We start from the raw sequence: 19,766 nt of genomic DNA, 5'->3' as shown, positions 1-19,766 counted from the left end.
GGCAAGTGGATCCGGATCGCCACGACCGTGGCTCTTCTCGCCATTGTCTGCCTGTTGATCGTCATGCCCGGCCATGGACCGCTCGCGGACGAACGTTCTTACGTGCTTTGGGTCTGGTAACCCAATGCTGTTGGATCAGTTCTGGGACGATACCGGTGCTGCCAGGCCGCGCGTTGCAAGCCTGGCCAAAGGCACTCCTGCTTCCCCTGTTTTCCAGCTGATTGTCGTGGTCGTCGCATTTCTGGTGCTCCGGATTGGACTTGCCTCGGTCATTCCGCTGTCGATCGACGAGGCCTATGCGGTCGTGGTATCGCGCAGCCATTCGCTGTCATATTTCGACCACCCGCCACTGGGTTTCGCGCTGGCCCGTGTGATGGCGGATGTTTTCGGCTGTGAATGCCGGCTGGCCGTTCGGCTGCCTTATGTGGTGCTAGGCTCGCTCTCGACGTTGCTGCTTTTCGAAGTGACGCGCCATGCCTACGGCAAGGTTGCAGCATTCTGGGCCGCGGCCTGGTTCACCGTTGCGCCGTTCTTTCTTATTTCGGCAGGGCATTTCGTGGTGCCCGACGGGCCACTCGATTTCTTTCTTCTGGCCAGCGCCTGTGCCGCCGTGCCCATGGTTCTGGGCGAACGGCCGCGCTTCGCTTTGCTCCGCTGGATCATCGTCGGCGTCGCTTTCGGTGTGGCGCTGATGTCGAAGTACCAGGCCGGGCTGTTTGGCATCTCGGCCCTGCTTGTCTTGGTGTCGACGCAGTCCGGCCGGGCCGAACTGCGAACGCCAGGCCCCTGGATTGCCGGCGCCATCGCGACGCTTGGCCTGCTGCCCGTCATCATCTGGAATATGGACCATGGCTGGATCTCGTTTGCCTTCCAGTCCGGCCGCGGCCTTGCCGAGGATGGCCATGCCCTGCATCCTGGAAATCTTGCCATCACGTTGCTGGGCCAGGCTGGCTATTTGTGGCCGCCGACCTGGCTTCTGGCCATGGCGTGCATGTGGGGCGCAGCCCGCAGCGGTTCGGTGGCCGATCGGTTCTTCGTGACCATCGCGGCGCTGCCGGTGGTGTTCTTCGACTTGGTCGCCCTGTTCAGCGCCCATTCCCTGCCGCACTGGTCGATGAGCGGCTTCCTGTTCGCCTTTCCGCTTTTCGGTCAGTGGTGCAGCCGTCTTGCCGAACGCCGACCTGGATTGCTGCGGCTGTCCTTCACTATCGCCGCCATCGTCGTTCCGCTGCTGGCGATGGGGTTTGCGGTGCAGGTCCGGACCGGCGCCTTCACGCGGGCGTTTTATGAACGAGCGCCGAAATTCGACGTCAATTGGCAACTCGTCGATTGGTCTGCGTTGACCAGTGAGCCGCAGGGCAGCGATCTCAGCGGCGCCAACGCCTATGTGGTCGCATCGAACTGGATGCAGGCGGCGCGGGCCGCCGACGCCCTTGGACCGGACGTACCGATAGAGGTGCTGCCGGGCGACCCGCGCCATTTCCAGTTCATGGACGACGGGCGCTTGAAGACGCGAAGCGCGGGCTTCTTCGTCGGCGCCCTGGACTTCGGCAAGGAAGCGGCTCGCGAAAAGGAGTATCGCGACAGCCTTGACGGACGATACGTCGTCGATGGCCCGCCCCGGCGCCTGATACAGCGCATCGCCGGGTTTCCCGTCTTCGAAATCCTGATCCTGCCGGTCAACCGCATTGTGGCATCGCAAGCACACTTGCCGGGCGACGGCCAAGCAAACGATGGCGGACCGCGTCCTTGAACCAGGCGACATACCCAGTGCCAGACGTCGAACTGGCGGCGGATACAAGCAGCGGTGCATCGCTGCAACGCCGCGGGGCGGAACTCACGGTCGTCGTCCCAACGCTGAACGAGCGCGCCAACATCGATCTGCTGGTTGCGCGGCTGCACAAGTCGCTGCTCGGGATCAACTGGGAAGTGGTCTTTGTCGATGACGATTCAAAAGACGGGACGATTGCGGCTGTCCGCGACATCGCCAGCCATGATTATCAAGTTCGCGGCATAAGGCGCATCGCCCGCCGCGGCCTCGCCGGGGCATGCCTCGAGGGCGTCCTGTCCAGTTCGGCGCCCATCGTCGCGGTCATGGACGGCGATCTCCAGCACGACGAAACATGCCTTGCCGCGATGTTCGAAACGATGCGAGGCGGCGGCGCCGACCTGGTGGTGGCCAGTCGTTACGGAGACGATGGCGATGCTAACAGTGGACTGAGCCGGCTGCGTTCGGGAGGCAGCCGGCTGGCGACGCATCTCGCGCGGCTGTTGCTGAGGGTTCCGCTCAGTGATCCAATGAGCGGCTTCTTCATGGTGCGGCGTGACATCGTCGATGCGGTGGCGCCGCGCCTGTCGCGGCAAGGCTTCAAGATCCTGCTGGACATTGCCGCATCGTCGCCGACGCCGCTTCGCATCCGGGAAATCCCCTATGTGTTCGGTCCGCGCCTGCATGGACAAAGCAAGCTCGATTCCCTGATTGTGCTTGAATATCTGGGGCTGCTGGTCGCCAAGGCCTCGGGCGATCTGATCTCGACGCGTTTTCTCGCCTTCGGTCTTGTCGGCTCGGCCGGTGTCGTGGTCCACCTCGGCGTGCTGCATACGCTGCTGGCCCATGGCCTGCCTTTCGCGGTAGCCCAGACCGCGGCCATGTTCACGGCCATGGCGTTCAACTACACGCTGAACAACACATTCACCTATCGCGACCAGCGCCGGCACGGCTGGCGCTTCGTCACCGGATTCGCGATGTTCGCGGCGTTGTGCAGTTTTGGTGTGGTGGCGGGCGTCGGCGTGTCGACGCTTCTTTACACCAGTCCGTCGCGGTGGTGGGCGGCCGGGCTTGCCGCCGCCGCCGTCGGCTCGGTTTGGAACTATATCACCAACTCCGCCATCACCTGGCGCGTGCGTTGATCGCCCGAAACGAGCCCGAAAACAGACGGAAATCCCCAAATGTACCAAATCGATGCCGCAGTGACCGCCTGGATCAACAATTGGGCGGGACATGCTCCCGCAGTCGATTTCATCATGGTCTGGATATCGACGCTCGGCGTTCCGCTCATGGTGCTGGCAGTCGCCTTGCAATGGTGGCCGCCCCAGCCGGACCGGACCATGCGCCATGTGGTAGTGGCAGCAGGCCTGTCGTTCTTGCTTGGTCTCGGAATCAATCAGCTGGTGTTGCTGTTCGTACAGCGGGTGCGTCCCTACGACGCTCATGTCACGCATCTGATTATCGGGCGGACCGTAGATTTCTCATTCCCGTCCGACCATGCCACCGCGAGCTTTGCCATCGCGGCGGCGTTTCTGGTGCACGGCTTGCATCGCCGCGGGCTCGCATTTCTGGCGGCCGCATTGCTGGTCGTGCTGTCACGCGTTTATTTGGGAACGCACTATGTCAGCGACATTCTCGGCGGGGCCGTCTCTGCAATCATGGCGGCTACGCTGGTGCGCGCAGCCTACAGGCAGAACACGCGAGCCGACCGTTTGATCACCGGCATATTGTAAAGAGGTATTAGTCGAATGGCGACCGGCTATCTCACCCGATTTTTGGAAAAATGCGCGGGTGGTCCGATACCTGCGCAGAATTTCCCGGAAATACTCTCAGAATTTCAGAAAATGACAGAGCCAAACCAGTTCCGCGCGTCGGGGGTTTTGGAAGCCGTTTGACAGATAAACCGGAGCACCCAGCGAACTTGACTTCTGTGTGAATTCGACGGGAGTTGGGGCGATCGTCAGCGGCACGGCAGGCTCTTAGCGGTCGGTGAGGTACGGAGGCGCCGTCAGTTCCAGATGATACTGGCTGCCGTTGCTGGCCTTGAGGCCACCACGGACGAAATTGCCGCGGATTCGATACCGCCGATGCAATTCCAGACCGGCAATGCCCGATCCGACAACTGGCAGATCATGCGCCGAGATCCGACCGTGCGCCTCGTCCGAGAACAGCACGTATTCGGAATGTCGCGCGAGCGGAAAGCCCATAAGTTCCAGTTCCTGACCAATATAGCGCTTCGGCTGCCATGTGACCGCGCCGATCCGATGCAGCGCACCGGCGGCGTCGGCCGAGGTCGCAGCCGAGGTGAGGATCATCAGTGCGGCAAGCGCCGAGCACGCGAACATTCGCCGGATGGAAAGGTTGTTCATGTCAGTCTGCCTTTGCAAGGTCCTGGTCCGTCTTGATGATGTCGAGGCCGTCAGGGATGTGCAGATAGCCTGGATTGCTTCCCCGGTGCTGCGTGACGCCATATTGCCAGAGCACCGTGTTGGTCGCTTTGTCTATGACGACCACGCGCTGGTTGAGATCATCGGTTGCAAGGACGTTGCCGTTCGGCAGCTCGATAGCCAGCGAGGGACGGTTGAGTTCTTCGTCCGGCTTGGGCTTGTACTGCCAGACGATTTTGCCAGCGCGGCTGATCTCGATGATTTTTCCGGGCTTCGTGTAGCCTGCCACTAGAAAATTTCCGGCCCTAGTCATTTGCGGATCGGAGGGATACCGGATCGGCAGCTTGAGATGCAGGATCTCCTTCCAGTTCTGGTCGAGCTCGATCAGGGAATGATCATGGATCGTGCTGACGAGCACGTGGCCGTTCGGCAGCGGCTTATCGCCGTTAGGAGAGTCGAGTGCTGGGGCTTCTCCCCAGCATCGCCCCGTGATCCCGGCCTGCCGGACGATCTTCTTGTCAGGGGAAATGTCAAGAATTCGGCAGTTGCGGATGTCGGCGACAATGACGTCCCCGTTCGGCAGCTTGTAGGCGTCGTCGGGAAAGTCGAGATAGCCCGGGTTCGAACCGGGCCGTCCGAGGCCGCCATATTCCCAGGTCACCTTGTTCGTCTTCCGGTCGATGATGCGGATCACCTGCTGATGTTCGAGATTGGTGATGACGCTGTTGCCGCCGTCGGCGAAGAACGCGTCGTCCGCGCCCGAGCCAGGCGGAACGTCGGCGAAATGATATTCCCAGAGGATCTTCTTTTGCGGACTGACCAGGAGGAGGCGATTATTGCCGCGGTCGGCGATGAGAACGTCGTAGTCGCCGAGCGCGCTCGCGTCCGCAGGAGTGGCCGCAACTGCCGGATCCACCGGCTGCGGTTTTCTTATGGGTATTGGCGGGGTGTTGATTGGCTGATCCGGGAGAGAGCTTTCGGCTGGCGCACAATATCCGGGCCGGGCGAGCAGAAGAGCTACCGTGATCATCGTCGCGAAGAAGAGGCCCCGCCGGATCGGTTTGGTAGCTCGCATCCGTCGGGTCACGAGTCCTTTCGAGGTCGCGCTGGCTCCCTCGATTCGCCCGTAACCCATGCTTTCAAGGATTCGAAAACGACGCCCGCCTTCCGCTGGAGTATCAGCCGGTCGAGAACGAGAATGACGATCAAGACGAGCGCCCAGGACAGCAGAGTATCGCTGAGGAAGGAGGAGCACCACGCCGAATAGGAAACTCCAACAGGGGGTGGACGGGATCGTATGGGGACTTGACGTTCGGCCCTGCACCTTCCCCTCCGAAAAGCACGGTGCGATGACAGGTTGTGGCTCCAGCACGCGCCGCGCCGCCTGTGAGAGAAGCCGCAGAAGCGCACTTCGCGTACCGCTGACCTTATATATACTAGAGAGTATCCTTGCCGGCAGTTGTCCGGTAACTTACGGTTTCGTAAGGATCGAGCCTGCCAATGCGGACAGGCAGAGCAATCCGGCCGTCCGGACACCTCGTCGTGGTATGGTCCTTCACCGGGGCACCGGACTTCCTGATCGCATCGACTCCTGCGATCCACTCCTCGCGGGAGCGGGCTTTGCAATATTGATCCTCGTCGGCCACGTTAGTGCAGTTGCGGCAGAACTTAGCGCGACGGCTCCGTCGTCGGCGTGTGTTCGTGGTCGTAGATACCACTCCGCCGGAAAACGTCATCGCGTTCGTGATGGACAGAATGGGCTGATTGTTTTCTGACCGGCACGGCATAGAGCCTGTTCCACGATAACCGGCAATGATGGCGGCCGGCGTAGCGTTCTACCTCTCGCCATCCGGCTGATCGGTTTCGCCGTCCGTGCTCGGCCGAGCTACGCCATGTAGCGACTGGCCGCTTCCAAACCATACGGATTTGTGAGTCGCGCAATGGCTATATGTGGACTAGGCTTACATCGGTCCATGCTCCGAATTGCATGATGGCCAAAGCCACTCTGGCGCTTCATGACTTCGCCGATCATTTGCTCGACGGGCCTATTTGTCGCCCCTGATCGTTGACTTGCCAATGACGCATCTTGGTCGGCTTCCAACCGGAAGCAAGAATGAATGTTGGATAAAACAAACCAGGAACCGCCGGTAATGCAATTGGTTCAAAGGGTCGACAGATGCACCGGAGACTATGGGCTTGGCCTTCAAGGCGCGCCTTATCCGTGCACCCCTCCGGTTCCGCAGCGTGAGTCGGTCTTGAAAACCCTTGATGGCACCCTGGGCCTGCATAACTTTATCGCCCAGCAGTTTTCTATGCCGGAGGGTATGTGCGGGCGCGTGACAGGGGCGGTTATGGGGCTGATAAATCATCTGCCCAACAGGCGCGCTATCGAAATATTGGACATCGCCGAACAGGATGATGTGCTCGAAATCGGATTCGGACCGGGTTTCGCGCTCAGGGAGATGTCCAAACGAGTCCGCAGCGGCACCATTACCGGGGTGGATCTATCTCCGGTCATGGTTCGCCAAGCCCAAGCCCGAAATCGAGCCGCAATTCAACATGGAAAGCTGAAACTGATCCAGGGGACCTTCGAGCGACTGCCGCTGGAAAGCGTCTCGGTCAATAAGATTCTGGCCGTAAACGTAATCTATTTTTGTTTGCCGATCGGAACTGCCCTCGCGGAGGCCCGCAGGGTTCTCCGCCCGGGCGGAACAATGTCGATCTATGCGACGGATTGCTCTTCCAGGCGAAGGTTGCAATTCATTGGTCCGGAAACCCGGCAAACATTTGATCGGAAAGGATTGGAAGATTTCTTGAGACAGAGTGCATTTGCAACAGATCAAATCGATATTCAAACGGTTTGGTTGCCCTTGGGTTTTCGGGGCCTGGTGGCACGACTTTGCAAGCGGTGAATGCGGCCATCAAGATCGATGTGCTATCCTAGGCGCGCCCAACAGCCATTGGGATGACTATCGTGGAAGTGTAAATTTGCCCGCGCTGAACAAACGGCTCGGCGCCGCGAGCCGCGGAAAGTTCTTGGACCCTACAACAGATAGCCCTCGCGCAGCGCTACGCCAACGGCTCCGCGCCAGCGCCCGTCGCTCCATCCGCCCAGCAGGGCACACCCAACGTCGGAAACGAACTCAGAACTGGATAGAAACTGGGGGCAACGTCAATCTCGCACCAGCTTTGCGGCGCTACGCCACCAGCATCAAGCACGGCTTCCGTGATTGCCTTGTCACGGCCTCATCGGCCATCTCGTTGATGCCCTTCAGCCGCTCGATGAGCGCATGAAGCCGCTCGGTACGAATCAAGGTATTCGGCTTGGCCAACGGCTCGAACCTTCATGCCCGAGCTTCCATCAACGAGCCCTTTGGTTGTGGGAATGCTTCGCAGGCGATTCGATCCAGGTTGTTCGCGCTGCCGCTCGGCCTTCGGCAGCCACCGTTTTCATCGCATGGAAGGGAACCGTTGCACGGGCTGCCTTGTTAGACTGTCGTTAAATCAAGACCAATGGATCAATGACGTGAAGCACGCTATCGCTCGAGTTGCTGATCATCCTGGCAACGGGCCGCTCCGGGCACTTCTTGGACTGCTGCTTGCTGCTGGAATTTCAGCAGCCACGCCGGCTTGTTCCCAGAGCCGCTCTGACCGTGCCTTCCTGGAGTGGGCGATTCAAATCGAAATTCAACAGCAGGACATGGGAAGGATTGCAGAAAGGCGGGCGCAGCTCCCTGCGGTCCGAGAACTCGGCACCTATCTTCTCGGGCGGCATCGTCAGGCTGAGGCCCGGCTGAGACAGACTGCAAGCCGGTTGGGCGTTGCGCTTTCAAGCAGGCTGTCGGCGACGCATCTCAGGGTCCAAAATCGCTTTGCATCAATTCCGAGCGCAAATTTCGATAGAAGCTTCATTCGCCACGAAATAGGCGATTACCGCTATTTTATAGCCCATTTCAACGCAGCGGCCGCTTCCCGCGACCGCTCAGTTCAACAGTACGCGACCAACGAATTGGCAAGCCTCAGGCAGGATCAGACCAGGATCTTGACCCAAGCGCATCAGGGGTCGTGAATTTTCGCCGACGCCATGCTAACTCCAGAAGGTACTGGTCCAAAGAGTGAGTGCGTCAACAAAAGTTATCCGATAGCTTTTAAATCCCGACCTCCTTCACAAACGCCCGCAATTCACCTGGAGGGGGCGAGGCAAAAAGTTCGAAAAGCTTCCAAGAACCCCAGCCAAACCGGATACTGGGCAGTCAACTTCGCTCCACGAGCCTCTTCCCCAGCCCGCGTTGCCTTTTGCCCACGAAGAGAACCATAGCACATTCCGCGATACGGCTCCAATACGGCCTACCACTTGCGGTCGATCATGCGCTGCGCAATACTACCTGTTGGGGAAATATAGCATTGTTGGGTAGGTCGCATGCCTGTCTATGTTGTTGCGGAAATGCACTATGATCGCGTCATTCGGTCTAAGGAAGTCCAAGCGAATAGTCCTGATTCGGCTGCATCGGAAATGAATGCCTGCAAGACTGTCTTTAAAAGATGGGCGAAGGACTGGTTCCGAGTGACCGACGAGGTTGGCAAGAATTCGCGTACACTATCGCCCGGCGAAAGAATTCTGCTTAAGCGACCGACACGTACTCTCAGAATTTGTAGTTAATTCTGGCGACGACAGTGTTCTCGGTCTCGCGAGCGCTGAGCACGAAGGCCGGATCTAGGCTGCTCGCGCCATCTTTCGAGCCAAAATCGTAATAATTCCATTCGACGCCAGCGGTCCAATGGTCATTGAAAGCGTATTCAACGCCGAGACCAGCCGTCCAACCCACCCGAGACCCACCCCCAAAAGATTGCAACAAAAGCTGCGTCTCGGCAAACTTGTACTTGCTGAATGCAACGCCGCCATCGCCATAGATAAGCACCCGATCGATTGCGTACCCAAGGCGTCCGCGCACCGAACCCAGATAGTCCTGCTTGGTTTGGCAGACCGACCCAGGCGTGGCCGGACATTGACTATCGCCCTTTACGGTTGAGCCTGCGAAGTTGCCCTCAATGCCAATGACGAATTGGTTGATCTGATAGTTGTAGCCGATCTGGCCGCCGTACACGGCTGCGGACCCGTTTGTATTAAAGGGAACGAAGCCCGGAGAGGTTGCCGGCGACCAACGGCTGTCATTCCAGGCGCCACCGACTTGAGCGCCGACATAGAAGCCTGTCCACGAGTACGGCATGGCGGCCACTGGCTCAACCAAGTCGGCCGCCAGGACTGGAGAAGAGGCTGCCAGAAACGCCGCGGAACAGATGAGCCTGAGTTTCATGCCTTCGTCTCCAAATCGTCAACTTCCAATTTGGCGCATTTTCCCATGAAAAGTCTGCGCTACTTTTGCAACAAGGTGAAATATTTACCGCCGGGCCACGCACCGGCCGGGCGTCGCTCCGTCGCCAGGCCTTTGATCTCCTTCAATCGCATGCTTCGCCCATATTAGCAGAGGCGCATAAGAGTTGCAGCCGACGCGACTAGGCAACAGCGCCGGTTAGGCCCGGTATTTGCTGGCCGCCCCCGCTCGCGAGTGCCGGGCCGCTGCAGAGGTGACGCTATGGGAACGTCGACTTCCAGTCGCGGTTGAGCGCCTGCTGCTAGCCTTCGTAGTCAGGAGTGAGTGTGAAGAACACCGGCCGGCGGTCACGGCCCGCAGCCCTGCAATCCGAGCAGCCGAAGAGCCCGACGATCCGCGCTTGGACGAAGCGAGTACCGCGCCTGGAACGCCAGCAATGCTCCCCTTCGCAAACCGGTTTGGCAACGAACTGGTCATGCCGGCTCGCGATCTCTGGCGCGACAGGTTCCGTAGCATACCTTAATGAATAGCCGCTCTCCGCACATGCGGGCGAGGTACCAGCGAGGAACGCCGATGTCGGTCAGGCCTTTTGTCCGGACTTCGCCCTTGTCGATAGCGAGCAAGACGGCGCGGTCGCGATCACGCTTTCGAACCCGCCGGAGGGCTTTGGCTTGGTTTTGAGGGGGATCGGCAGCTCATAGTTCGCAGTTTCGTCCGGCCCGGGGAGCCACTTCGAGTTGAACCCCGAACGCCGTAGGCCGCCTCTTACCCTCTCGTTTCCTCCAGACGTCCAAGAGCCCGCTGGAGCCTAGTTGTTCATCTGTACAGAACCGGCCGGTGGCGAACAGTGGATAGGCTAGCGCAAATGATCGCGCGGCAAGCGCGTATCGCCCTACAATAGGGCACGTTGAGCGGCAACTCGGCTAGCCCGTCGCAAGAACGAAAATGGAAGAGAAGCAGAACTTTCGTGTGCAGTCTTTGCACACGACATCCGATAACTATTTGATTTTGCTTATGTGTCTGCCCTGTCCATCATCGGGGCGATTGCGAGTTTTGCATTCAACATGTTGTTCGGATTGGTTTTCCAGGCGATCCGTCCAGGCGGATCGGGTTCTGCCGCGACATGTAGCGTATTTATTGCCGCAATCAAACTGTCTGCCGTCCTTGGTCATCAGCGTAGGTGCGGACGATTGCTTGCTGAACCAAGGAATCCTCGACTTGCCGGGTATGTCTGAGCCAATTGCGCCGGACCCCGTCTCAACAATGGAGTTACGGCGATGAGCGACCCGAGTCTGAGAAACCCGGTCTACGATCCGCAGGAGCCGTTGCTGATTGCGCGGCAACATGCGGGCGACGTCCATGGTATGACGGCGCTGTTCGAACCGGATGGGGTGATCGACTGTGGCGGTGGATGGTTTCCGCGCGGCCACGAAGCCATTCGCAGCTACTATGCCGATGTCATCGCCTCCGGCCGCAGGTTTGCCGGGGACGGCTTGCCCCGAAGCGCAGCGCAAGCGACATCGCGCCCGCAACGGGCGCGATCCACCAACAGTAAAGGCCGCGGCGGCTACCGCCGCAGCGCGTGTATGCTTGCCTTGCTGTCGCTGCCCATCGGTAGAGCCGTGTCATCGTCGAGAAGCCGCGTGATCCGGGCAAAGCCGGTGAACGCCTTTCTTGCTTCCTCCGCCGACATCTGTCCCGACAAGGCGGCCGAGCAGCAATTCAGCGCGCACTGATACACAGGCCCGCGCCGTCCTGTCGGCCATTTGCGCAAGAAAACCATCGCCTCGGCGACGCTGTCCACTTCTTCTACAGGGTACCCCTGCCCGCGCGATATTCGCACGGGCGAAAAGAAATGCAGGTAGTCCATTGTTTCCTCCGGTCGATCGAGATGCGCTCGACCGAACCCCATGTAACGCGCCGCCCGGCGGTTGGTTCCATGCGAAAAACTGAATTTTTGAAGAATCTGGCGGTCGGATCGATGAGCGATGTCGCCTATACCGTCGGAAAGTGGCACGCCACCTTGCGGCCGGGCCTATACTCCCTCAGCTCCGGCCGCTCTGTGCGGCAGCGCTCAACCGCTATTGGGCATCGGGGATGGAACCGGCAGCCGGATGGCGGCTTGAGCGGGCTCGGTACGTCGCCTGTCAGGATGATCCGCTTGCGCGTCCCGCCGGGCGTAGTCTCGACGACGGGAACAGCCGAGATCAGCGCCTGGCTGTAAGGGTGGGCCGGGGCTGAAAACACCTCTTCCGCGGACCCCTCCTCGACGATCGAGCCGAGATACATGACCGCGATGCGGCTCGAGACCTGACGCACCACGGACAGGTCGTGGGCGATGAAGACATAGGTGAGGTCCAGCTTCTCCTGAAGGTCGGCAAGCAGGTTGACGATCTGCGCCTGTACGGACACGTCGAGCGCGGAGACCGGTTCGTCGAGAACGACGAGATCGGGATTGAGGGCGATGGCGCGCGCTATGCCGACACGCTGGCGCTGCCCGCCCGAGAATTCGTGGGGAAAGCGCATGACATGGTCCGGCAACAGTCCGACGAGGTCGAAGAGTTCCGCGACGCGGTTGGTGATCTCGCGCGATGAGAGCCTGCCATGGATGCGCAACGGTTCGGCCACGAGATCGCCGACGCGCCGGCGCGGATTGAGCGAGGCCGACGGGTCCTGGAATACCATCTGCAGGCGCCGCCGCAGGGGCCTCAGTTCGGACAGCGACTTCGAGGTGATGTCGTTGCCTTCGAACAGAAGCTCACCGTCTGAAATGTCGTAGAGCCTAACCAGACAGCGCGCCAGCGTGGACTTGCCACATCCGGACTCCCCGACCAATCCGACGGTTTCTCCGCGCCGCACCATCAGGGAGACATTGTCGACCGCGTGGACGGTTCGCCTGCCTTCGGCGGAAAAACGGGTGCCGATCGAGAAGCGCTTGCCGAGCGAGCGCGTTTCGAGGATTGGACGGTCGTTGTCGATCATCGGTCCGCTCATGTCTGCGCCACCCGAAAGCAGGCCGCCGCGTGCGTGGCGGCGCCAAGGTCGGGCTTGCCGGTTAGACAGGGTTCGTACCGGACCGGGCAACGCGGGCCGAAGGCACAGCCTTGCGGCAACCGCAGCAGCGATGGCGGTGACCCGGGGATGGCTGGCAGGCGGCGGGGTTTCGCACCAGTCAGCGGCGGGATCGAACCAAGCAATGCACGCGTATAGGGGTGTCGCGGGTCGGAAAACAACTCCGTGCGGCTGCCGCGTTCGACGATGCGGCCGGCATACATGACCATGACTCGATCGGCGAGTTCGGAGACCACGCCCATGTCATGCGTGATGAAGACGACGGCCGATTTGTGCGTGGCGCGCAGCTTGCGCACGAGATCGAGAATGCCGGCCTGCACGGTGACGTCGAGCGCCGTGGTCGGCTCGTCCGCCACCAGCAGCGCCGGGTTGCAGGACAGTGCCATCGCAATCACCGCCCGTTGGCGCATGCCGCCGGAGAGCTGATGCGGATAGCGCGACATCGCTTCGTGGGGGTTGGGGAAGTTCACCTCGGCCAGAAGTTCCTCCACCCGCTCCATTGCCTTCGATTTGCTGATGTTGCGATGCGCGCGGATCTGTTCGGCGATCTGCCAGCCGATGGTGTAGACCGGCGTCAGCGCCGTCATCGGATCCTGGAAGATCATTGCGATCTCGTTGCCCCGCAGGCGCCTGAGTTCGCGCGGCGGCAGTCCGACCAACTCGCGGCCCTTGTAGCGGATCGAGCCTTCGATGATTGCGTTGGGGTCGGTGATCAGGCCCATCACCGCAAGCAGCGACACTGTCTTGCCGGAGCCGGACTCGCCGACGACACCGAGAATTTCGCTTTCCGCGAGATCGAAGGAAACGCCATCGATGGCCCTCACCAGGCCGTCATCGGTCCGGAAGGATACCCGGAGATCACGCACCGACAATATCATGATGTCCTCAGGCGCGGATCGAGAAGGATGTAGACGAAATCGACAACCGCGTTGGCGACCACCACGAACATGGAAGCGTACATCACCGTCGCCATGATCATCGGCAGATCGAGGTTCTGCAGCGCGTCATAGGTGAGCTTGCCGATGCCGTGCAGCCCGAACACCACCTCGGTCAGCAGGGCCGAGCCGCCCACCAACGCTCCGAAGTCGAGGCCGAACAAGGTTACGAAGGCGATGAGCGACGTGCGCAAGGCATGGCGCAGCAGGATGCGGGTCTCCGACAGGCCCTTGGCCCGGGCCGTGCGGATATAGTCTTCCTGCAGGGATTCGATGATGGCCGCTCGCAACACCCGCCCATAGATGCCGATGTAGAGGATGGCCAGCGTGATCCAGGGTATGACCAGCGTCAGGAACCAGCCTTTCGGATCGTCGGAAAAATTCTTGTAGCCGAGCGGCGGCACCCAGGAGAACGCCCAGCTGTCGTGGTAGCGGCTCTGGGTGATCAGGTTCATCACCTCTCCCAGCCAGTAGACCGGCATGGAAATGCCGAGCAGACCCAACGCCATCAGCAACTTGTCCAGCCAGCTGTCGCGGCTGGCGGCGGCGACGATGCCGATCATGATCGAGACAACCACCCACAGGAGAGCCGCTCCGAACACCAGCGAGAGTGTGACGGGGATCGAATCCATCACCGCCGGCACCACCTTCCAGCCACGATTGACGAAGGAGGTCAGATCGCCGGTGACGAAGATCTTCTCCATCATCTTCACATATTGCACGTAGAGCGGCCGGTCGAAGCCGAAGCTGTGGCGTACCGCCTCCAGCACCTCGGGCGACGCATTGCGGCCGGCGATGCGCGCCGCCGGGTCGGCCCCCGGCGTCGCGAAGAAGATCAAAAAGACGATGACCGAGATGCCGAACATCACGAACAGCATCTGACCGAAACGGCGCAGGATGGCGTAGATCATCAGTCGCGCCCCAGCCGAACCTTGGAGCGTGGGTCGAGCGCGTCGCGCAGGCCGTCGCCGCAGACATTGAGCGCCATCACGGAAACCGCGATCGCCAGGCCCGGTACAAGCGCCACCAACGGCCTGGTGTAAAGCAGCGCCTGGCCGTCCTGGATGATGGTGCCCCAACTCGCCGCGGGCGGCTGCACGCCGATCGACAGGAAGGAAAGCGCCGATTCCGTCAGCATGTTCAGTGCCATCATCAACGGCACGAAGACGATCAGCGTGGTGGTGATGTTGGGCAGGATGTCGCGCCACAGGATCCGCGGCCCCGGCACCCCCAGATTGATCGCGGCGAGCACGAACTCGCTGTGGCGCAGCGACAGGACCTGCCCGCGTATCGGACGCGCCACGTAGGGTATGTAGACGATGCCGATGATGATGACCGGCAGCCACAGACTGCCGGACTCGATCTCGATCGGCCCGATCGAGATGCCTTGCGCGATGGTGACGATGGAAAGCGAAATCGCCAGGAGATAGATCGGAAACGCCCACAGCACATCCAACAAGCGCGACAGCACCGTGTCGGTGAAGCCGCCGAAATATCCCGCGATCAATCCCGCCGCCGTGCCTAGAATCAGGGTGAAGATCGTGGCCGCCCCGGAGATCAGCAGCGAGCTCAGCCCGCCATAGAGCATCCGGGCCATGACATCGCGCCCCTGGCTGTCGGCGCCTAGGAAATAATTGCCGAGCCGCCATGTCGGCCCGAGCGGCGTGTAGCCGAGCCCGAGCCCCTCTGTCGATTGTTCCATCACCGGAACGTCGGCGCCGTCGATCTGGATGACGGCGTCGAGCGTCGAGGCGAAGGGGTCCACGCCAGCCCATTTCGCGTAGAGAGGCGCACTAAGGCAGGCGAGGACGATGAGGAGGAACACGGCCAGGGATGCCATGGCAGCCCTGTCCGTTGCCAGCTTCGCAAACGCGACGGCCCAAGGCCCTCGCGTCTTGCGCGGCATGGCGACAGCTTCGTTCGACACGGACGTGCCCTTCCGCGGTTCGTTACTGCACCCAGGCCATTACTGTACCCAGGATTGGGTGATCATCCAGTTGAACTGCCGGTTGAATTTGAAATTGCCAACGCGCTTGCTGACGAAGTCGAGCCGCTTCGGCGTGAAGAGGCCGACGGCCGGTGCCTTGTCCGTGACTTGCCTGTCGATTTCGGCCCACAATTTGTCGGCGGCTTTCTGATCGGTCACGCCAAGGTCTAGTGCCTTTTGCATCTTGGCGTCGATATCCTTGTCGCAGAAGCCTGCGATGTTGATCGAAGCGTCCGAACCTTCGCGGAAGGAGGCGCAGCTGAACAGGATGTTCAGGAAGTCCGAAGCCGCGGGATAGTCCTTATACCATTGGGTGACGGACATCTGCACTTTGTTGTTGGTGTTCTGGATGTAGGTGAACTGGATGTTGGAAGAGATCGGCTTGACGTCGGCGACATAGCCGATGGTGGTCAGCACGCTCTGCAGATAGACGCCGATGGACCGTGAAATGGCCGTGTCCTCGACGATGATGGTCACCTTCTGGCCCTTGGTGCCCGATTCCTCGACGAGCTGCTTTGCCTTGTCGAGGTCAGGCGCCGACCATTTGGCGCCGGGGTTCTTGGTGAAGGGGCAGTAGTCCTCGTGGCCGGGGAAGTCCGGAGGCAGGACCTGGCACACCGGCGAGGCCAGCACCTTGCCGCCGAACAGCTTGACCAGCGTGTTGCGGTCGACCGCGTAGGCAACGGCCTGGCGCGCCTTTTCATTGTCGAACGGTGCCAGCCGATTGTTGAGCGGCGCATACCACCATGCCGAAAGCGGCGAGATGTGCAACTGGTCCATGGCCTTGGTGCCAAGTTCGCCAAGGCGATCGCTGGGCAGTGCGTCGAACATCCAGTCGGCTTCGCCGTTCTGGATCGCGGTGACGGCAGCTTCCTCGGAGAGGCCGAAATCATACTGGACGACATCAGGATAACCGTCCGGCTGGGCTTCCTCGCTCCACTGCTTGAAGTTGGGGTTGCGGGTCACCGTCATGCCTTTGTTGGGATCGAAGGCGGAGATCATGTAGGCACCGGTGCTGGGAATGGGCTTGGAGCCCATGTCTTCCGCGGGCGTGTCCGCCGGCAGCACCACGGCGTGCGGCAAGGCGAGCTTGTAGAGAATCTCGGCGTCCGGCTTGGTGAGGTTCAACGTGACGGTGCCGGCCGCTTCGTCGCCCACAACCCCGCCTTCCAGCGTGCAGCTCTTGGTGTCGGCAAGGCATTTGTCGGCGCCGACGATGCCGGCATAAAATGTACCAGAGGTCGGTCCGGAGACCTTGAAGATGCGCTGGAAGGAAGCAACGACGTCCTTCACGCCGAGATCCTTGCCGTCGGAGAACTTGATGCCCTTGCGCAGCTTGAAGGTGAAGGTTTTGCCGTCATCGCTGACCTGCGGCAGCGCCTCGGCCAGATCGGGAACGATGGTGAAGCCGTCCATGCCCTCGGCCTTGCGGAAGGCGACCAGGCCGTCATAGATCGGCTGATACATTTGCCAGCCCTGATCGGTGTAGTTGATATGCGGATCGAGCGTTCCGGCGGCCGAGCGGGCCAGCAGGCGAATAGTGCCGCCTCGGTGTTCCTTGAGATATTCGGCCTGTGCCGGAGCCAGCCACATGCCGGCCAGCAATGCCGCGGCCGACGCCGCCAAGAGCAATTTCTTCATGTCGTAGTTCCCCTTTTCTCAGTTGTCGTTGTCGTCCAGGAAGTCTCCCACCACCCGCATGCATAGATCCTGCTCTTCGACATGCGGCATATGGCTGGAATGCTCGAATATCTGCCAGCGCGATCCCTTGATGCCGTCCTTGAAGGGCTGCACTGTCGCAGGCGTGGCCTCGTCGTAACGGCCGGAGATGATCAGCGTGGGAGCATCGATGGCTGGCAAGCGGTCGATGATGCTCCAGCTCTTCAGCGTTCCGATGACGTGGAATTCGTTCGGACCGTTCATGACGTTGTAAACGGTCGGATTGCGCACGACCTGGGCGAAAGTCTCGGTCACTTCGGGCGGGAACGGCACGACCCGGCAGACATGGCGCTCGTAGAACACCATCGTCGCTGCCTGGTAGTCCGGATGATCCGTCGTGCCGGCCTGTTCGTGCCGGGTCAGCGTCTCCTGCACGTCCTTGGGCAGGTCGGCGCGTAGCCGGTTGGCCTCCTGTACCCATAGCGTCATGGACGCCGGCGAGTTGGCGATGGTCAGCGACTTCAGGCCCTTCGGCCGCGTCACCCCATATTCAGCGCCCAACATGCCGCCCCAGCTCTGTCCGAGCACGTGGAAGCCGCCTCGGATGCCCAGATGATCGACGAGGTTTTCAAGTTCGTCGATGAACAGCCTGGGCGTCCAGAAATCGGCGCCTCTGTCAGGCAGCAAGGTGGAATTGCCGCAGCCCAATTGGTCGTAGTGGATGACGGCACGGCCTGTTCGGGCAAGAAGCTTGTAGGCATCGACATAATTATGGGCGGCGCCCGGCCCGCCATGCAGGATAACGACCGGAGCCTTGCCGGCATCGAGCTCGCCGCTGACCCGATACCAGGTTTCGTAATCGCCGAAGCCGGCCCGCCCTTCCCTGGTGACGATCTCCGGTAACATCCTCGCTCCTTGCGCGGTTGAAGACATGTTGCTTGTCACTAGTTCGCCTCCCGGCTGGACCGAACCCATTCTTCCAGCATCTGCACGCCGAACGCCGTGGCGCCTTGCCTGCCAAGGGGCCGATCCGTGTCGGCCAGTTCCTTGCCGGCAATGTCGAGATGCACCCAGGGCCGATCCTCGGTGAAGTGACGCAGGAACGCCGCGGCGTAGGGAGCGTCGCCGTCTTCCATGTCCTTGGCGTGATGCCGCAGGTCCGCGAACGGCGATTGCAGCCCCTCGTCATAAGCCCGGTCGAGCGGCAGCTGCCAGAACCGCTCGCCGACCGCTTCTCCGGCCGCGATCATCCGCGAGGCGATGGCATCGTCGGTGCTGAAGAGGCCGGCGAATACCGATCCGAGACCGCGCATCACCGAATAGGTCAAAGTGGCGAGATCGACGATCACCGACGGGTTGAAGCGTGAGGCGGCATAATAGAGGCAGTCGGCCAGGATCAGGCGTCCTTCCGCATCCGTGTCGAACACTTCCACGGTCTGCCCGGATGCTGTCGTGATGATGTCACGCGGCTTGAGCGCGGTGCCTGACGGCATGTTCTCGGCAATGCCGAGCACGCCGACCACGTGCACCGGGCTGCCTTGCCGGGCCAGCGCGATCAGCAGGCCGACCACCGCGGCCGCGCCGCCCATGTCGGCCTTCATGTCGAACATCTGCTCGCCGCGCTTTATGCAGAGACCACCGGAATCAAAACAGACGCCCTTGCCGACGAAGGCCAGCGGCTGTGCGGGGCCACCCTTGCCGCGATAGCGCAGGACCGCGACGCGCGGCGGTCGCACCGAACCTGACCCCACGGCCAGGATCGCGTTCATGCCGAGTTCCTTCAGCCTTGCCGTATCGAGTATCTCGACGTCGATGCCAGCTTCGTGCAACGGCTCCAGATGATCGTGGAAATTGTCGGGATGGAGATGGTTCGGCGGCAGGTTGACCAGCGTGCGCGCATATTCGACGCCATCCGCGATGGCATTGATCCGCGCCAGTGCCGAATTCAGCTCCGAACCGCCGGCCCCGACCAGTTGCACCCGCAGGGTCCGATCCGCCCCCGCCCCTTGGCGCCGGTTGCGCATGTCGAAACGATAGCGCCGCAGCCGCATGCCAAGCGCTATTCTTGCCAGGATTTCCGCTCCCGGCAGACCTATGCCTGCAATAGGGTCCAGGACCAGGGTAGCCGCGCATTCCCCTTTGCCTTCCAGATGCGCAGCCAGCAGGCCGCCGGCGTGCGCCAAGGAGAGCGCGGTGACGGCCTCGGCCTTGCCCAGGGCAAGTACGATCACGCGACGGGCCGATACCGCCTGGGGGGCAATGACATCGATACAGGTGCCAGATTCGGCCAAGACGATCGTATCGGCACATGCCCGGGAGAGGATCCCGCGCATTTCGGTATCCAGTGCCATTGCCCGCGGACCAAAGCCTGTCTGGGCAGTCTGCAAGATCACGACGACGGAGGTTTCCGCGGAAATCTCTTCCGCCGTTTCAAAGACCGGCACTGGCGATTGAGGCATAAGTGGGCGTTCTCCTCATTGTGGGCTTTGGCCGAAGCGCCGCTTGCAGCTTGCGCAATGCTTCACCTGCCACCGGTGGAAGCCGGCCAAGCCGGTCGCCGCCGTTGGTGGAATGGTGCCGAAGTCCCCAAATAGTCGTTTTCGTAAGACGACTTAGTTGCTCTTG

At 61.1% G+C, this 19,766-nt stretch carries 17 protein-coding genes; 5 read left to right on the top strand and 12 right to left on the bottom strand.

The genetic code is table 11. The features are described 5' to 3' along the window. Nucleotides 1-124 precede the first annotated feature (124 nt). The 3 genes from LB536_RS04775 to LB536_RS04765 are packed head-to-tail and all read left to right on the top strand — an operon-like array spanning nucleotide 125 to nucleotide 3,501. Nucleotides 125-1,753, top strand: coding sequence for an ArnT family glycosyltransferase (locus LB536_RS04775; RefSeq protein ID WP_224590289.1), 1,629 nt, complete (start codon nucleotides 125-127; stop codon nucleotides 1,751-1,753). A 17-nt stretch (nucleotides 1,754-1,770) separates the two neighbouring features. Then, on the top strand, nucleotides 1,771-2,910 hold the full coding sequence (locus LB536_RS04770; protein WP_224590288.1) for a glycosyltransferase family 2 protein: 1,140 nt from the start codon (nucleotides 1,771-1,773) through the stop codon (nucleotides 2,908-2,910). 39 nt (nucleotides 2,911-2,949) lie between these two features. After that, complete coding sequence (locus tag LB536_RS04765; protein ID WP_140765529.1) at nucleotides 2,950-3,501, top strand: phosphatase PAP2 family protein; 552 nt, start codon at nucleotides 2,950-2,952, stop codon at nucleotides 3,499-3,501. Between the two features lie 246 nt (nucleotides 3,502-3,747). Here the strand turns inward: LB536_RS04765 and LB536_RS04760 are convergent, their stop codons facing one another. Both LB536_RS04760 and LB536_RS04755 read right to left on the bottom strand, forming a co-directional pair. Beyond that, entirely contained in the window at nucleotides 3,748-4,137 is a 390-nt protein-coding gene (locus tag LB536_RS04760; RefSeq protein WP_224590287.1) for a hypothetical protein, read from the bottom strand. Nucleotide 4,138: 1 nt separating this feature from the next. Next, nucleotides 4,139-5,071 (bottom strand): PQQ-binding-like beta-propeller repeat protein, encoded by a 933-nt coding sequence (locus LB536_RS04755; protein WP_224590286.1) that lies wholly within the window; start codon nucleotides 5,069-5,071, stop codon nucleotides 4,139-4,141. Between the two features lie 1,201 nt (nucleotides 5,072-6,272). Here LB536_RS04755 and LB536_RS04750 point away from each other — a divergent pair. Beyond that, the gene (locus LB536_RS04750; protein ID WP_224590285.1) at nucleotides 6,273-7,067 is read left to right on the top strand and encodes a class I SAM-dependent methyltransferase; all 795 of its coding nucleotides are present in this window, start codon (nucleotides 6,273-6,275) and stop codon (nucleotides 7,065-7,067) included. A gap of 285 nt (nucleotides 7,068-7,352) precedes the next feature. Here the strand turns inward: LB536_RS04750 and LB536_RS31045 are convergent, their stop codons facing one another. Further along, nucleotides 7,353-7,487: a hypothetical protein gene (locus LB536_RS31045; RefSeq protein WP_263488824.1), complete on the bottom strand. Its 135-nt coding sequence runs from the start codon at nucleotides 7,485-7,487 to the stop codon at nucleotides 7,353-7,355. A gap of 194 nt (nucleotides 7,488-7,681) precedes the next feature. Here LB536_RS31045 and LB536_RS04745 point away from each other — a divergent pair, with 194 nt between their 5' ends. Continuing rightward, nucleotides 7,682-8,224, top strand: a complete 543-nt coding sequence (locus tag LB536_RS04745) for a DUF4142 domain-containing protein (protein ID WP_224590284.1) — start codon at nucleotides 7,682-7,684, stop codon at nucleotides 8,222-8,224. Nucleotides 8,225-8,798: 574 nt separating this feature from the next. Here LB536_RS04745 and LB536_RS04740 read toward each other — a convergent pair. The 9 genes from LB536_RS04740 to LB536_RS04700 form a co-directional block, all read right to left on the bottom strand. Then, nucleotides 8,799-9,470, bottom strand: a complete 672-nt coding sequence (locus tag LB536_RS04740) for an outer membrane protein (protein WP_224590283.1) — start codon at nucleotides 9,468-9,470, stop codon at nucleotides 8,799-8,801. 1,585 nt (nucleotides 9,471-11,055) lie between these two features. Beyond that, nucleotides 11,056-11,358: a DUF982 domain-containing protein gene (locus tag LB536_RS04735; RefSeq protein ID WP_140757616.1), complete on the bottom strand. Its 303-nt coding sequence runs from the start codon at nucleotides 11,356-11,358 to the stop codon at nucleotides 11,056-11,058. Between the two features lie 125 nt (nucleotides 11,359-11,483). Further along, on the bottom strand, nucleotides 11,484-12,470 hold the full coding sequence (locus LB536_RS04730; RefSeq protein WP_140757617.1) for an ABC transporter ATP-binding protein: 987 nt from the start codon (nucleotides 12,468-12,470) through the stop codon (nucleotides 11,484-11,486). A gap of 8 nt (nucleotides 12,471-12,478) precedes the next feature. Continuing rightward, nucleotides 12,479-13,438 (bottom strand): ABC transporter ATP-binding protein, encoded by a 960-nt coding sequence (locus LB536_RS04725; RefSeq protein WP_140757429.1) that lies wholly within the window; start codon nucleotides 13,436-13,438, stop codon nucleotides 12,479-12,481. Next, a complete protein-coding gene (locus LB536_RS04720; protein WP_224590282.1) occupies nucleotides 13,435-14,406 on the bottom strand; it encodes an ABC transporter permease in 972 nt (323 codons plus the stop codon). Before LB536_RS04720 ends, LB536_RS04725 begins: the two co-directional genes overlap by 4 nt. Continuing rightward, complete coding sequence (locus LB536_RS04715) at nucleotides 14,406-15,422, bottom strand: ABC transporter permease (protein ID WP_140757431.1); 1,017 nt, start codon at nucleotides 15,420-15,422, stop codon at nucleotides 14,406-14,408. The genes LB536_RS04720 and LB536_RS04715 overlap by 1 nt, the downstream gene beginning before the upstream one ends. A 39-nt stretch (nucleotides 15,423-15,461) precedes the next feature. Beyond that, nucleotides 15,462-17,123, bottom strand: a complete 1,662-nt coding sequence (locus LB536_RS04710; RefSeq protein WP_224590281.1) for an ABC transporter substrate-binding protein — start codon at nucleotides 17,121-17,123, stop codon at nucleotides 15,462-15,464. Between the two features lie 18 nt (nucleotides 17,124-17,141). Continuing rightward, nucleotides 17,142-18,047, bottom strand: a complete 906-nt coding sequence (locus tag LB536_RS04705; protein ID WP_140757433.1) for a proline iminopeptidase-family hydrolase — start codon at nucleotides 18,045-18,047, stop codon at nucleotides 17,142-17,144. A 38-nt stretch (nucleotides 18,048-18,085) separates the two neighbouring features. Continuing rightward, nucleotides 18,086-19,600, bottom strand: coding sequence for a leucyl aminopeptidase (locus LB536_RS04700; protein ID WP_224590280.1), 1,515 nt, complete (start codon nucleotides 19,598-19,600; stop codon nucleotides 18,086-18,088). Between the last annotated feature and the right edge of the window lie 166 nt (nucleotides 19,601-19,766).

The organism is Mesorhizobium sp. ES1-3 (assembly GCF_020164795.1).
GTDB lineage: Bacteria > Pseudomonadota > Alphaproteobacteria > Rhizobiales > Rhizobiaceae > Mesorhizobium.
Note: the sequence above shows the minus strand (reverse complement) of the source record. Positions and strands in the feature narration are given on the sequence as shown.

Bases quoted from the DNA above. Each gene is read 5' to 3' on its own strand.
- LB536_RS04750 (WP_224590285.1), top strand. From the start codon at position 6,273: ATGTTGGATAAAACAAACCAGGAACCGCCGGTAATGCAATTGGTTCAA.
- LB536_RS04775 (WP_224590289.1), top strand. From the start codon at position 125: ATGCTGTTGGATCAGTTCTGGGACGATACCGGTGCTGCCAGGCCGCGC.
- LB536_RS04710 (WP_224590281.1), bottom strand. From the start codon at position 17,123: ATGAAGAAATTGCTCTTGGCGGCGTCGGCCGCGGCATTGCTGGCCGGC.
- LB536_RS04735 (WP_140757616.1), bottom strand. From the start codon at position 11,358: ATGGACTACCTGCATTTCTTTTCGCCCGTGCGAATATCGCGCGGGCAG.
- LB536_RS04765 (WP_140765529.1), top strand. From the start codon at position 2,950: ATGTACCAAATCGATGCCGCAGTGACCGCCTGGATCAACAATTGGGCG.
- LB536_RS04760 (WP_224590287.1), bottom strand. From the start codon at position 4,137: ATGAACAACCTTTCCATCCGGCGAATGTTCGCGTGCTCGGCGCTTGCC.
- LB536_RS04740 (WP_224590283.1), bottom strand. From the start codon at position 9,470: ATGAAACTCAGGCTCATCTGTTCCGCGGCGTTTCTGGCAGCCTCTTCT.
- LB536_RS04705 (WP_140757433.1), bottom strand. From the start codon at position 18,047: ATGTTACCGGAGATCGTCACCAGGGAAGGGCGGGCCGGCTTCGGCGAT.
- LB536_RS04725 (WP_140757429.1), bottom strand. From the start codon at position 13,438: ATGATATTGTCGGTGCGTGATCTCCGGGTATCCTTCCGGACCGATGAC.
- LB536_RS04720 (WP_224590282.1), bottom strand. From the start codon at position 14,406: ATGATCTACGCCATCCTGCGCCGTTTCGGTCAGATGCTGTTCGTGATG.
- LB536_RS04730 (WP_140757617.1), bottom strand. From the start codon at position 12,470: ATGATCGACAACGACCGTCCAATCCTCGAAACGCGCTCGCTCGGCAAG.
- LB536_RS04700 (WP_224590280.1), bottom strand. From the start codon at position 19,600: ATGCCTCAATCGCCAGTGCCGGTCTTTGAAACGGCGGAAGAGATTTCC.